Raw genomic sequence first — 12,578 nt, 5'->3', positions numbered from 1 at the left:
CCCCGACCAAAATGATTGTATTGCTAATGGATTGGAATCCCAAACGGATCCGCGCACTTGCCTTCGATGTGGACGGAACCCTATTTTCTTCGGAAGGAATCATTTTAGAAACCTATGCGGAAGCAATCCGCAGATTTTCTACGAACTCTCGGATCCCACTCGAGGTCCCGAATCGGGACAGGATCATGCTAGAGATCGGAAAACCGGTCAAAACCATCTTTTTGAACCTGGTTCCACAACTCAAAGAGTCCGAAAGAGACCAGATCTCCGACTCCGTTCTGGAACTTTTAGTGTCTAAGATCCGACAAGGAGAAGGTGAATTCTACCCTAAGGTCAAAGAAACAGTCACTTCCCTCAAAAATAAGGGCTATCTCATCTTAGCTGCCTCGAATGGCAGAAGGCCCTATGTAGAAACCATCCTGGAAGTCGCAGGGATCCTGCCCTTATTCGATCCGATTGTGGTCCTGGATAATGAGAAGATCAAAACCAAACCGGATATCGTCGCCAAATACATCCGAGATTATTCCTTTTCTCCTGACGAGATCTTGATGATCGGGGACAGAAGTTCCGACCATGAAGCGGCTCGCAAAAACGGAAGCCCATTTGCGTTCTGCGCCTATGGCCACGCTCCTGAGGGAGAAATCCCGGACTGGGAAGTGAGTCTGGCCCAATTGGAAGACCTGGATCGAATATTCTGATCTATTTTCCTCGGAAAAAGAGAGAAGGCGGTTTCCGGATCGGCCGAAAATTGTATTGTGCCCGAATCGGATAAACTTAAATCGCTTCTTTATATCCTGACGGGGGCTCTATTCGTTTTAGTATTATTGGATAAGTCCATGGGGAATAAGAATAACACCCCCGCCGGACAAGAATCCCCATCTTTTTTTTCAAGATTTAATACCATCGGAAAAACAAATCCATTATCCCCCTCTTCTTCTGAGAATAAAGGCAAACAAACCCATGAACAATTAATGGACCAGGCAGAAGATGAAATTTTGACCGAGTTAATGCAGAATGGAGAAAGTTCTTTCGATGAATCCGCTCAGGCTGACTCCAACGATCCGGAAGAAATGTTTATCCCTATCGTCGAAATGCCTAAACCGGAATTGGCATCCGGTCCTTCTCGCAATATTCGTTTGGATCATTCTCCGGGAGAGATCAAACTGTACTTTCTGAAATTTTACGGAAGAGGGAACAAAAGTCACTCTAGGCTTGTTCAGATCAAAAGGAAATTCGACCAAGGAGATAAGATCCTTTTTATTATGAAAGAACTCACCAAGGGACCCTCTGCGGAGGAAAAAACCCAAGGCGTTTTAAATGCACTTCCGAATCGAATGGAATATTCTAAAGAATATTCCGTGGAGAATGGAGTATTAAAATTGTATCTCGGTCCGGACTTTGAAGCGGGTGCCGGTCCTGAACTTCTAAAAGATCGAGTGGATCAGATCTGCTATAGCATTCTGGAAAACTCGGACCTCAGAGGGATCCGACTTTATATTAACGGAAAGCAGGTTCGTTCTTTAGGCGGTGTAGGACTTCCTATCCCGGAAGTGTTAACTAAGAATCCAAGAAAGATCGCAACTCTCTAAAAAGAAAATCTACAAAGTAAATTTTATTCTTTTATTCGTTGGGTTGTATATCCCTTAATTTTAGTTTCCATAAATCTTTCCTTTTTCGAATTTTTACTCACATTGGGATCAGCAATTTCCAAAGAAAAAACGGCGGATCAGGAGAAATTCAAAAGTTTATTGTTCTGATTTCTTACATCTATCTTTCTAGTATTCCTAGGTATACTTTGGCCTTTTTCGCTATTGTAGAAAGACTGTATTTCAGAGGATTATAATGGGAAAGTTTTTTAGCACGGATATAGGAAGACTTAGGCTTCTAGGATTTTTAGAGGGAAGTTCTTTACTTCTACTGGTTTTCGTCGGAGTACCTCTTAAATACGGATTAGGAATCCCTGACTTAGTCAAAATAGTCGGTCCAATCCACGGAGGACTTTTTCTATTATTCCTCCTACAAACATTCAATTTCTCCATTGAAAACTCTTGGAGTTTTAAAGAAAGGACCTGGATCGTACTCTTGGCATCAAGTATCCCGTTCGGAACATTCTATGTGGATAAAACTATATTGAAAAATCTATCCGAAAAGGAATAAGTTTTGTCGGTATTCCAATCTTCTGACAAATACGCCAATCTTTTGTCTGGAATTTTTTTGACTAAATTCGGATTCTTCCTTGCCGCAAGATAGGTTCTATTCGAACGCTGGTCTTATTATGGAGGTTTTTATCCAAGAGACCTTCCATGCGGAAATAAAAACAAATGTTCAAGTGGTTCCCAGGCATAGACCGAAGAATTCGCTTACTGTCAAAGCGAATCTTCTTTAATCGATATCCTCAAGGATTTTTAGAGACCAATTGGAGCGAAATTCGCCAATCTTTGGTTGCCCACTATTCTCTCTGTATCGTAATCAGTTTAATCACTTATTTTCTGCCCAATTCGCGAGACTTCGAAGACGAATCTCTCCTTTTTCTTCAATCCAGCAGGATCACGTTAATCGTTCTTTCCCTTGTTTTTTTATGGAGACATGCCCGTAAAAAGGATTGGGTCCCTAAAAAACTGGAATTCTACAAAGTTTGGACTTCTTCTACACTTCTTATTTCATTCTTTCCTTTCTTATATTTGGATAAGGTCCACTACGATGTCTATCTACATCAGGCATCTGCGATCTTACTCAGTATGAATCTTCTTCTTTGGTTGACCACTACCACAGCGGTTGCCACAAATTTAGTATTCTGTCTGATGTTCCTAGGTATCTGCTACTTGGGAGATTCTCCTATTGAAGTAATGAAAGAATTTCCGATCCTTCTCACCTATCTTTTCGTAGGTACTTTCGGAAATGTGATCATGAATTATTGGAGAACTATGGATTACCGAGATAAAAGAAAATTATACGGTGCCGTTCTCAGGCTTAAGGCCAAAAATCTGCATATTAGAATGATCTCCAACTTGGACGATCTCACCGATCTTTATAACCGCAGGTATTTGATAGAACAATTCGATATCTTCAAGAAGAGAGCAAGACGCCATCAGTTCCAAATGGCACTTGTGATCTTGGATCTGGATCATTTAAAAGAGATCAATGATAAGTACGGACACATGGTCGGTGACGAGGCTCTGCAAACTCTTTCCGCAGTCATGAAATCCAGAGTCAGGTCCACGGATATTTGTGCGCGAATCGGTGGAGATGAGTTCTGTGTTCTTTTGGATTCGGTAGATCCTAAAAGTCTAAAAACTTTATGCGAGTCTTTGCGGAAAGGTGTGGAATCTCATCCACTTTCCATCCAAGATACGAACGGCAAGCCGGTGAATATCACCGTATCCATAGGCGCTGCCATTCTATCTTATGATGAGGATTTTACTTTCGACGATCTATACCAATCCATAGACTCGGGATTATATAAATCCAAATCCGCCGGTAGGAACCGAGTAACGATAGTAGAAGCTACGAAGCTGAATACTAAGGTTGATCTTTCTGTTTCTTGGCCGGAGGAAGTTCGTATATATAAGTAAGCTCGCAGTATTCTCCGTCACCGAAATATTTCTGCTCTTTTTGTTCCAAGAAGAATTGTCTATGCTTCTGGTCCGATTCCAACTCGTCCAGTCTTTGGGTGACTTGCAGTTTTGCAGCCTCGCAGGAAGTTTTTTTCATTTTGAAAAAGTCCTGCTCTTCGACGGAAGGAACAGAGGCTCTTCCGATGGCCACGAATTGGTATTTATGAGGACCTAAGGTTTTTACGCTGACTCCCGTATCCATCTGAATCCGATCTCGTTGTGAATCCAAACAATTCGATACAAAGAATAAAAAGCCACAAATCGCGGATAACTGTAGTATTTTAGAGCTCAAAAATTTTTTCATTCTTCCCCCGTTCGAATCTATCTATTTAGGAAAGGTAACGGACTGAAGTCACTTGGATTTTTGGAAAAAAATATCATCTTACCAAAAAAGATCATACTGCGGAAAGTTCCCTTCCCTCGTATCTTTCGTAATTATAGAGAAGGTCTCTTCTTTTGGGAGTAAATCCGCCTTCTTTCAGAAATTTGACCGCTTCTTTTTCCGTCTTCAAACCGAAGGAACGTAACACATTTTCCTCGATCACTACGGAAGAAATATCATCCGCGCCGCTCGTAAGAGCCAACTGCCCCACACCTTTTCCAAGCACCATAACGGAAGTTTCAATATGTTTAATATTGTCTAAAAAGATCCTGCAGATCCCGAGTACTTTCAGATACTCTTGTGTGGAAACTGCTCTTACTTTAAATCTTTTAGTCTGAGGTTGGAAAGTCCAAGGAATAAAAGAAAGAAATCCGCCTGTCCGATCCTGAAGATTACGCACCACAGTGAGATGTTCTATAACTTCTTCTTTGGTTTCTTCGGAACCGAACACGATATTGGCGCTTCCCGGGAGTCCCGCTTCATGACAGGTTTCCATCGCACGAACCCACTCTTCGGTGGTGGCTTTTTTAGGAGAGATGATGTTTCTCATTCTATCCGTTAAAATTTCAGCGCCTGCTCCGGGAACGGAATCCAAACCGACAGACTTCAAAATTTGCAAAACTTCGAATAAAGATTTACCTGTGATCTTTTCTAAATTGATAATTTCAACAGGAGAGAACGCACGGATATGCATCTCGGGGTATTTGGATTTTACGGCAGAGATCACATCCAAATAATAATCGAAAGGCAAATCCGGATACACACCGCCTTGCAAAAACATTTGGTCCGCTCCTTCCGAAACGGCATAATCCATTTTTTCTAATATTTCTTCTTTAGAAAGAACGTACCCTTTTCCATTACCGATCTCGTCCATGAAGGAGCAGAAGTTACATTCTACGTTACAATAATTCGTATAATTCACTACTCGAAACATCGTGTAGCTTGCACTCGTATTTGGCAGAATCCTCTCTCTCAAGGTCCTAGCGGTCGCCATAATTTTAAGATGGTCTCCGGATTCATACAGCTCCAATGCCTCCCCCGGAGAAATTCGTTCTCCATCTAAGGCTTTTTCTAATATGGAATCTGTGGGATGATTTGGGAATATTCGGCTCATCTGGATGGAAAGTTCTCTTCTTTAACTTCTTCAAAGTTTTCTCTTTATTCAAAAATGCACGTCCTTTTTACATTGTATTCTCATTTATTGCGATTGAGTCGCAGTTAAAAATGTACACAATTTCAAGTAAGAAGGGACCGGGCCTTTTCTTTACATGTAGGAATTCCCACAAGGAGGCTAAGTATCTTTTTTCCTGGACAGGCCACATCCTAATCAGTAGCCTGCTATGAAAGACCATCCAAATACAAAGGGTAACCTGAAAAACTATGGCCATTTCTCAAATCGCCTTCCACGTGATCTTCACGGCTCTGTTTATCGTAGCAAATGTTGTGTTCGTTCGTGCCGTTCTCTACAGATTAAATCTTGTATTTAATGCTAGAAAGGCTAATGGAACCGAAAACTTCCTGGAACACAAAAACTGGGGATTCCGGATCAAAAGTTTCCTACTAAACGTAATCTTACAAAAAAAGAACTTCAAAGAACCATTACGCGGTATCATGCACGCATTCGTATTTTACGGATTCGTCACTTACCTACTGCATACAACCAGTCAGTTCATCTCCGGTGTATTTGGATATGCGTTGGATGATCCATACAAATTCACCTTAGTAGGAAGTGTATTCGGAGAAACTGCGAACCATTATTACGAAGCAGTCCTCCAAGTGGTTTCCATCTTAGTATTAGTGGGACTCGGATTCTTCGCATGGAGACGTTGGATCCAAAAAGCAAAAGGGTTAGATGTTCATTCACCTGCTTCTGCAATCGTAATCGGAATGATCTCCCTACTCATGATCTCTACCCTATTGGGAGAAGGAGCAAGAGCAGTCGGTGCAGAATACGCAAACCCATTCCATGATGCGGCTCCAATTGCAGCAGGTATCGGAGCAGTTTGGGAAGCGATCGGTGTGGAATATTCTTCCGCTGACTTGGTTTTCCAAATCATGTGGTGGACCCATATTCTTTCCGTATTCGCGTTCATGTTGTATGTTCCGACATCCAAACACGCACACTTGATCTTCGCTCCATTTAACTATTTCCTGCAATCGGATACTCCGAAAGGCGCTCTTTCCAAATTAAATTTGGAAGATGAGACCGCTGTTTGGGGAGTGAATAGAACGGAAGATTTCCCATGGCCGAACCTTCTAGACGGACTTTCTTGTATCGAGTGCGGTCGTTGTCAGGTGCAATGTCCTGCGAACCGTACAGGAAAAGTTTTGAACCCTAAAGCGATCATCGTGGAATTAAAACATGCGCTTATGGACAAAATGCCGGAAGTGGTCAAGATCAGAGAGACCAATCCGGAAGGCGCTGCCGATGCAGTTGCCGCACTAGACACCGCTGTCATTGGAAAATACGAGGGCCTCTCCGAAGAAGCTCTTTGGGGATGTACTACTTGTTACGCATGTGTCGAAGCTTGCCCAGTTGGAAACAACCAAGTAAACGCGATCATGGAAATGAGAAGACATTTGGTGCTTGTCGAGTCCAACTTCCCTGCCGAATTACAAGGTGCATTCGTAAACATGGAAAACAACTCCAACCCTTGGGGTGTTGCCGCGCACTCCAGAGCGGATTGGGCGGAAGGTCTTGGTGTAAAAACCATGGCAGAAGATTCCAATGTGGACGTTCTATACTGGGTAGGTTGTGCGGGAGCTTTTGACGATCGTAACAAAAGGATCGCTCAATCTTTCGTAAAAATTATGCAGAAGGCCGACGTTAAGTTCGGTATCTTAGGAACGGAAGAAGGATGTTCCGGAGATTCCGCACGTAGAGGTGGTAACGAATATCTCTACCAGACACTCGCACAGGCAAACGTGGACACAATGAACGGATACAATGTGAAAAAGGTTGTAACCGCTTGTCCTCACTGCTATAACACGATTAAGAATGAATATCCTCAGTTCGGCGGAAACTTCGAAGTGGTTCACCACTCCGAGTTCATCAACGAACTTGCTAAAGACGGAAAGATCGATGTAGGCGTCGCAGAAGATGCAAATGCAGGTAAGTATACCTACCACGACTCTTGTTATATCGGAAGGTATAACGACAACTACGAGAACCCAAGAGACCTGGTCAAAAAGGTATCCGGTGGAAAACTCGCAGAACCTGTCGACCACCACACAAAAGGACTCTGCTGCGGTGCAGGTGGAGCTCAAATGTGGATGGAAGAGCATGGCGAAAGGGTCAACTTCAAAAGATCCAATCAGCTTCTGGATACCGGAGCGACTACGATCGCGACCGCTTGTCCTTTCTGTATCACTATGATCACAGACGGTGTAAAACAAGAAGGAAAGATCGAAGAGGTAAAAGTAAAAGATATCGCGGAGTTAGTCGCGGAAAACTTGAAATAAGAAGAAGTCTATCTTCTCTTATAGGAAAAGCCTCGGCGGTAACGTCGGGGCTTTTTTGTTTTAGGAATTTCGCACAGAGAACACGGAGAGTTTGTTGGAATTCCAACAAGGGTTTATGGCCTGCCGTGTTGGAGTTTCTTGATTCAGATGTAACGAATTGAGAAGACAAAAAAAAGCGGAATGTTTCCATCCCGCCCTGAATCATCTGGTGCAAATACAGTATATACGACGCGGGGAATTTACACCACACTACAGGAAATTATTTATTTTCGTTAGAAAGAAATTTTAGGATAAAAAACTAGGCTGAAAGGATTAGAACTCATTAATGATTGCCTGCATTTTCTTGTAATTTTTCAAAAAAACTCTCATAAAGTCGGTTTTCAATATCTAACAACGTTTGCTGTATCTCTTTCTATGTAGGAACTCCTACAAACGGAGCAAATCGACTTGCGGAAAACTCAGTTCTGTGATAAGCGAATTCCGGACTTCCCACGGGCCACTCCCCCCTCCCAAAGCCAGGGTGGGGGCGCATTTTACCCATTCCGCTTGCAACTTGGAATCCAAATTCACCGATGGCCGATTACGGTAGGATCTTAACGTTTAATATTCTTGGTTTAACTCAGAGACGTCTTGGGTAGGATAATCCAATAACCTGATCTCAGGATTTTTCTTTTGGAAATACCCTTTCTCCCATTCCGAATCGAATAGAAGAGCTGCCCTTCCTAGGCTATCCGTCACAAGATTGGAACCAGGCGGAACATTAGGAATATCTTCTTCCGGCAGCCAACAAGAGACTTGGTAAGGAAGAATATTGATATTTGTAGGAGCGGAATATTCGTCTTGTAACCTTCTTCTGAAAACCTCGAATTGTAACTGACCCATTGCGCCGATCACCGGTAATCCACCACCCACAGTTTGAGAAGTGAATAAGTGAAGAATACCTTCTTCCGCTAATTGTTCGATCCCTTTTCGGAAACTTTTGAGTGCGCCTGTTTCTACACAGGAAAGTGTTGCAAAAATTTCAGGAGCAAACACAGGAAGAGGTTTTAGATCGGGGACTTTCCCGCTCGCCAATATATCTCCGATGGAATACGTTCCCGGATTTACTAGACCGATGATATCACCCGGATACGCCTCATCCACAGTGTTCCTGTCCTGTCCAAAAAACGCAAAAGAAGAAGAAAGTTTAACAGGTTTTCCTAATCTTCCATGATTCACGTTCAATCCTCTTTCAAACTTACCGGAACAAACGCGCAAGAATGCGATCCTATCTCTGTGAGCCTTATTCATATTGGCTTGGACTTTGAATACGAATCCGCTGAATGGAGTAGTGATCGGATCCAAACGATCTCCATTTTTCAAAGGGAAATATAAAGGTGGAGGAGCGATCTCTAAAAAATGATCTAAGAACAACTGGATCCCAAAATTATTCACTGCGGATCCGAAAAACACGGGAGTGATCTGAGAATTTAAAAACGCATCTAAGGAGAAAGCTGCAATCCCTTCTTCCACCAGTTCCACTTCTTCTCGAAACTGTTTTAAGACCCAGTCTTCGAACATCGTATCCAGATTTTTATCTTCTATCCCGGAACTTTGGAATGCAGACTTTTGGGAACCACCGGGTGTTTTGTCGTAAGTGTAGATCTTTTTATCCACACGATTATATACACCGCTGAAATCCACTCCGGTTCCGATCGGCCATACCATCGGGATAGCAGTGATGCCTAAAACTTTTTCGATCTCGTCTAAAAGTTCGAACATTGTTTTAGTAGGGCGGTCCATCTTGTTTACGAACGTAACGATCGGTATCCCACGATCTCTACAGACTTTAAACAATTTGATCGTTTGAGGTTCCACTCCCTTACCTGCGTCTAATACCATCACTGCGGTGTCTGCGGCAATCAATGTGCGGTAGGTATCTTCGGAGAAGTCTTCGTGACCCGGAGTATCCAATAAATTTAATACATGATTTTTGTACTCGAACTGAAGTGCAGCGGAAGTAATGGAGATTCCCTTCTCCTTTTCCATTTCCATCCAATCGGAAGTTGCCGCCTTACGGTTTTTACGTGCCTTCACCGCTCCCGCAAGTTGGATAGCGCCTCCGTATAAAAGAAGCTTTTCGGTCAGGGTGGTCTTACCCGCGTCCGGATGGGCAATGATTGCGAAGGTTCTCCTACGTTTGGTTTCTTCTTCCACTATATTCTGGCCAATAACGCTTTCCGACACGGTTCCCCTCTCTAATAGGAAACGTTTTTGAAACGATGGCCCTTGTCAGCATGAAAACAGAGCCTAATTCTTCACGGATTCGTATTCCTTCGGTAAAACCGGCGTAACCGAAAGGTCTTACTATTCCGGCCGAATTCATTTCTTGTAAAAAAGATTGGATCACGCTTTTTTCCCCGGAAAACACTTAGGGAGGGAGATTTGCTTCCCTCCCCTTTTTCCTCGCCTATCTCCCAGAGTTTTGAGATTGTCGAATCCAGCAGCGTTGATTTTTTAGACTGTAATAGTTTAGCGGTCTATGGAAAGTCCTAAAATTAAACATCTTATCTCTTGGCTAGATTGGTCTGACGCCGAGGTCCTAGACCTTTTGCAATTTGCCGTACATGTCAAAAATCATAGGGCTAATTATCTGGGGCATATGACAGGTAGGACGCTTGCTATGCTCTTCCAAAAGACGAGCACTCGTACCAGAGTTTCCTTCGAAGTAGCAATGACCGAGATGGGAGGACATGCGATCTATTTGGATTGGATGACTTCTAACTTTCTACTCTCCGACATCGACCTGGAAGCGGAATATCTTTCCAGAAACGTTTCCGTTATCATGGCCCGGATGAGAAAACACGAAGAACTTTTACAGTTAAAGTCAGGTTCTCAGGTGCCGGTTATCAACGGATGTTGTAATAAATTCCACCCTTGCCAGTCTCTCGCGGATATTCTTACAATCGTAATGGACAATCCTAAACCTCTTAAAGAGTTAAAGCTCACCTATATCGGCGTGCATAATAACGTAGTGAATTCGCTGATTGGGATCACTTCCGCTTTAGGAATGGAACTCACACTTCTCACTCCGATCGCTGAGACGGAAAATATAGACCAAGAGACCGTGGAAAGAGCCAAGAAGAAGGGCACCATCCAATGGGAGACGGACCTGATTCGTTCCGTAAAAAATGCGGATTATATTTATACGGATACCTGGGTGGACATGGAGTTCTTCAATGATCCTGCGTTCGCGGATAAGAAAAAGGAGCGGATGAACCTAATGATGCCTTTTCAAATTAACGAGGCATTATTAAAAGAGACCAAGGCAAAGGTGATGCATGATATGCCTATCCACTCAGGATACGAGATCACTAGAGATGTGGTCAGAAGTCCTAGATCCATCATCTTCCAACAGGCGGAGAATCGACTGGATGCACAGAAAGCGGTCATTCTACAACTCTTAGAAGCTTGAGCCAACACTTCCAAAAATCCGTTGCCTGGAAGGCCTTTTCTGAAAACCCTGTTCTAAGACAGCCGAGCTAGGCTAAAATCGCAAAAACTCAAAAGGTACTTTTATGTCCAAATTAACACATCCTAAGGATGCATTATTCGAAGGAGAAAAACCTTTCCCCATCATCCCGGCCTGTGAACATTTTGCCGGATCCGATAAACTGATCACAAAAGCTCTGGAGTTACAAAACAAACTCGGCGGTCTTTTCGACATTACAATGGACTGTGAGGACGGAGCGCAAACCGGAAAGGAAAAAGAACACGCGGAAATGATCGTCCGCATCCAAAACTCCGAACTCAATAAACACAATATGAGCGGTGTAAGGATCCACGATTATACCAATTCTTACTGGAAACAAGACGTAGACATTATCGTTCCGGGTGCAGGAAACAAGATCGCATACATCACAATTCCTAAACCTACAAAAGCTTCTCAAGTGGAAGAAATGATCACTTATATCCAAGGGGCTGCTAAAAAAGCAGGGATCACTAGAGAGATCCCAATCCATGTTCTGATCGAAACTCATGGAGCTCTTGCGGATGTGGAAAAGATCGCCGCTCTTCCTTGGATGCAAGTAATCGATTTCGGTCTAATGGACTTTATCTCCGGCCATCACGGAGCAATCCCAGCTTCTTGTATGAAGAGTCCGGGACAATTCGATCACGAATTATTAAGAAGAGCGAAAGCTACTTGTGTGGCTGCCGCATTAGCAAACGGGGTAATCCCAGCTCACAACGTCACTTTGGACCTGAAAAACCAATACCAAACGTATAAAGACGCGAAAAGAGCTCATGACGAATTCGGATTCCTTCGTATGTGGTCCATCTATCCAACCCAGATCCAAGCGATCTTAGACGCGATGGCTCCGGACTATAGCGAAGTCCAAACTTCCGCTGCAATCCTTGTAAAAGCGCAAGATGCGGAATGGGGACCCATCCAACACGACGGAGATCTTCACGACAGAGCGACTTATCGTTATTTCTGGGAAGTTCTTCAAAAAGCAAAACTTACGGGTATCGCAATTCCGGAAGAAGCAGCAAAAAGATTCTTCTAATCTTTTAGATATGCCTACAAATAAAAAAGCCGCAGAGTCCTGCGGCTTTTTTATTTATTAAATTTATCGTTCAGTTTGCCGATCAGTTCCAACAAACTTCTTTCCAGATATTCCCAACCTTTTTTGTTCATTGGCTCCAAAGGCATTTTTTTCTGTAATTGTTTAAAACGATCGAAAGACTCTCTGGCGAACTCTAAAAATCTTCTGGGAGTGATCCCTAATCGATCGAACTGGCTTTCGTTACGATTAAATAAGTCGGCGACCCTGTCTTTGTATTCGCCTTCTAAAAAATAATATCTGAGATCTGCGAGAGCCTCGTCAATGGCCTTGTAAATTTTAGAACCAGGCCCCTCGTCTCTTTTGGGATCGGTTCCCGAATTCCCTTTCTCCGATCCGATTATCTTAGAAGCTTTAGCTTTTTCATTAAGGGCGATCTTTTGTAATTTTTCCCTCATAAGAACCTCGGGAAGAACTGTTTTCTTTTTATCCGCCAATTTTACTGAGGTCCTCAAAGTCGATTGTCCGAATTTTCGGACGGAAACTATTCTATGGACGTATTCAATTTATGTCCAG

General features: G+C 43.0%; 11 protein-coding genes. 7 read left to right on the top strand and 4 right to left on the bottom strand.

Going from position 1 to position 12,578, the window contains the following annotated elements; all coding sequences use genetic code 11:
* The first annotated feature begins 11 nt into the window (after positions 1-11).
* The 4 genes from AB3N61_RS06190 (at position 12) to AB3N61_RS06175 (ending at position 3,572) form a co-directional block, all read left to right on the top strand.
* Positions 12-698 carry an HAD family hydrolase gene (locus AB3N61_RS06190; RefSeq protein ID WP_369749910.1) on the top strand — a complete coding sequence of 229 codons (687 nt, stop codon included), beginning with the start codon at positions 12-14 and terminating at the stop codon, positions 696-698.
* A gap of 57 nt (positions 699-755) precedes the next feature.
* Positions 756-1,589 carry a GerMN domain-containing protein gene (locus tag AB3N61_RS06185; RefSeq protein WP_367898757.1) on the top strand — a complete coding sequence of 278 codons (834 nt, stop codon included), beginning with the start codon at positions 756-758 and terminating at the stop codon, positions 1,587-1,589.
* A 253-nt stretch (positions 1,590-1,842) separates the two neighbouring features.
* The gene (locus AB3N61_RS06180; protein ID WP_367898756.1) at positions 1,843-2,157 is read left to right on the top strand and encodes a DUF3817 domain-containing protein; all 315 of its coding nucleotides are present in this window, start codon (positions 1,843-1,845) and stop codon (positions 2,155-2,157) included.
* Positions 2,158-2,438: 281 nt separating this feature from the next.
* A complete protein-coding gene (locus AB3N61_RS06175) occupies positions 2,439-3,572 on the top strand; it encodes a GGDEF domain-containing protein (protein WP_367898755.1) in 1,134 nt (377 codons plus the stop codon).
* Here AB3N61_RS06175 and AB3N61_RS06170 read toward each other — a convergent pair.
* Both AB3N61_RS06170 and mqnC read right to left on the bottom strand, forming a co-directional pair.
* Complete coding sequence (locus AB3N61_RS06170) at positions 3,520-3,918, bottom strand: LIC11299 family lipoprotein (RefSeq protein ID WP_367898754.1); 399 nt, start codon at positions 3,916-3,918, stop codon at positions 3,520-3,522. The genes AB3N61_RS06175 and AB3N61_RS06170 overlap by 53 nt on opposite strands.
* Before the next feature lie 91 nt (positions 3,919-4,009).
* Entirely contained in the window at positions 4,010-5,110 is a 1,101-nt protein-coding gene (mqnC, locus tag AB3N61_RS06165) for a cyclic dehypoxanthinyl futalosine synthase (RefSeq protein ID WP_367898753.1), read from the bottom strand.
* Between the two features lie 266 nt (positions 5,111-5,376).
* Here mqnC and AB3N61_RS06160 point away from each other — a divergent pair, with 266 nt between their 5' ends.
* Positions 5,377-7,458 (top strand): heterodisulfide reductase-related iron-sulfur binding cluster, encoded by a 2,082-nt coding sequence (locus AB3N61_RS06160; protein WP_020767885.1) that lies wholly within the window; start codon positions 5,377-5,379, stop codon positions 7,456-7,458.
* A 600-nt stretch (positions 7,459-8,058) separates the two neighbouring features.
* Here the strand turns inward: AB3N61_RS06160 and AB3N61_RS06155 are convergent.
* Positions 8,059-9,684, bottom strand: coding sequence for a peptide chain release factor 3 (locus tag AB3N61_RS06155; protein ID WP_367898752.1), 1,626 nt, complete (start codon positions 9,682-9,684; stop codon positions 8,059-8,061).
* A gap of 295 nt (positions 9,685-9,979) precedes the next feature.
* Between AB3N61_RS06155 and AB3N61_RS06150 the strand changes: the two genes are divergently transcribed.
* Together AB3N61_RS06150 and AB3N61_RS06145 are read left to right on the top strand one after the other, a co-directional pair.
* Positions 9,980-10,912, top strand: coding sequence for an ornithine carbamoyltransferase (locus AB3N61_RS06150; protein ID WP_367898751.1), 933 nt, complete (start codon positions 9,980-9,982; stop codon positions 10,910-10,912).
* A 103-nt stretch (positions 10,913-11,015) separates the two neighbouring features.
* Positions 11,016-12,005 (top strand): HpcH/HpaI aldolase/citrate lyase family protein, encoded by a 990-nt coding sequence (locus AB3N61_RS06145; RefSeq protein ID WP_020767917.1) that lies wholly within the window; start codon positions 11,016-11,018, stop codon positions 12,003-12,005.
* Between the two features lie 50 nt (positions 12,006-12,055).
* Here the strand turns inward: AB3N61_RS06145 and AB3N61_RS06140 are convergent, their stop codons facing one another.
* Positions 12,056-12,499, bottom strand: a complete 444-nt coding sequence (locus AB3N61_RS06140; protein ID WP_367899064.1) for an LIC11177 family protein — start codon at positions 12,497-12,499, stop codon at positions 12,056-12,058.
* Positions 12,500-12,578: the final 79 nt, after the last annotated feature.

The sequence above is a fragment of the Leptospira sp. WS58.C1 genome, assembly GCF_040833995.1.
Classification (GTDB): Bacteria; Spirochaetota; Leptospiria; order Leptospirales; family Leptospiraceae; genus Leptospira_B; species Leptospira_B cinconiae.
The sequence above is the reverse complement of the archived record's forward strand: the minus strand, read 5'-3'. Positions and strand labels throughout refer to the sequence as shown.

Coding starts and splice junctions, on each gene's coding strand:
- AB3N61_RS06190 (WP_369749910.1), top strand. CDS start 12: ATGATTGTATTGCTAATGGATTGGAATCCCAAACGGATCCGCGCACTT.
- AB3N61_RS06180 (WP_367898756.1), top strand. CDS start 1,843: ATGGGAAAGTTTTTTAGCACGGATATAGGAAGACTTAGGCTTCTAGGA.
- AB3N61_RS06170 (WP_367898754.1), bottom strand. CDS start 3,918: ATGAAAAAATTTTTGAGCTCTAAAATACTACAGTTATCCGCGATTTGT.
- mqnC (WP_367898753.1), bottom strand. CDS start 5,110: ATGAGCCGAATATTCCCAAATCATCCCACAGATTCCATATTAGAAAAA.
- AB3N61_RS06160 (WP_020767885.1), top strand. CDS start 5,377: ATGGCCATTTCTCAAATCGCCTTCCACGTGATCTTCACGGCTCTGTTT.
- AB3N61_RS06150 (WP_367898751.1), top strand. CDS start 9,980: ATGGAAAGTCCTAAAATTAAACATCTTATCTCTTGGCTAGATTGGTCT.
- AB3N61_RS06145 (WP_020767917.1), top strand. CDS start 11,016: ATGTCCAAATTAACACATCCTAAGGATGCATTATTCGAAGGAGAAAAA.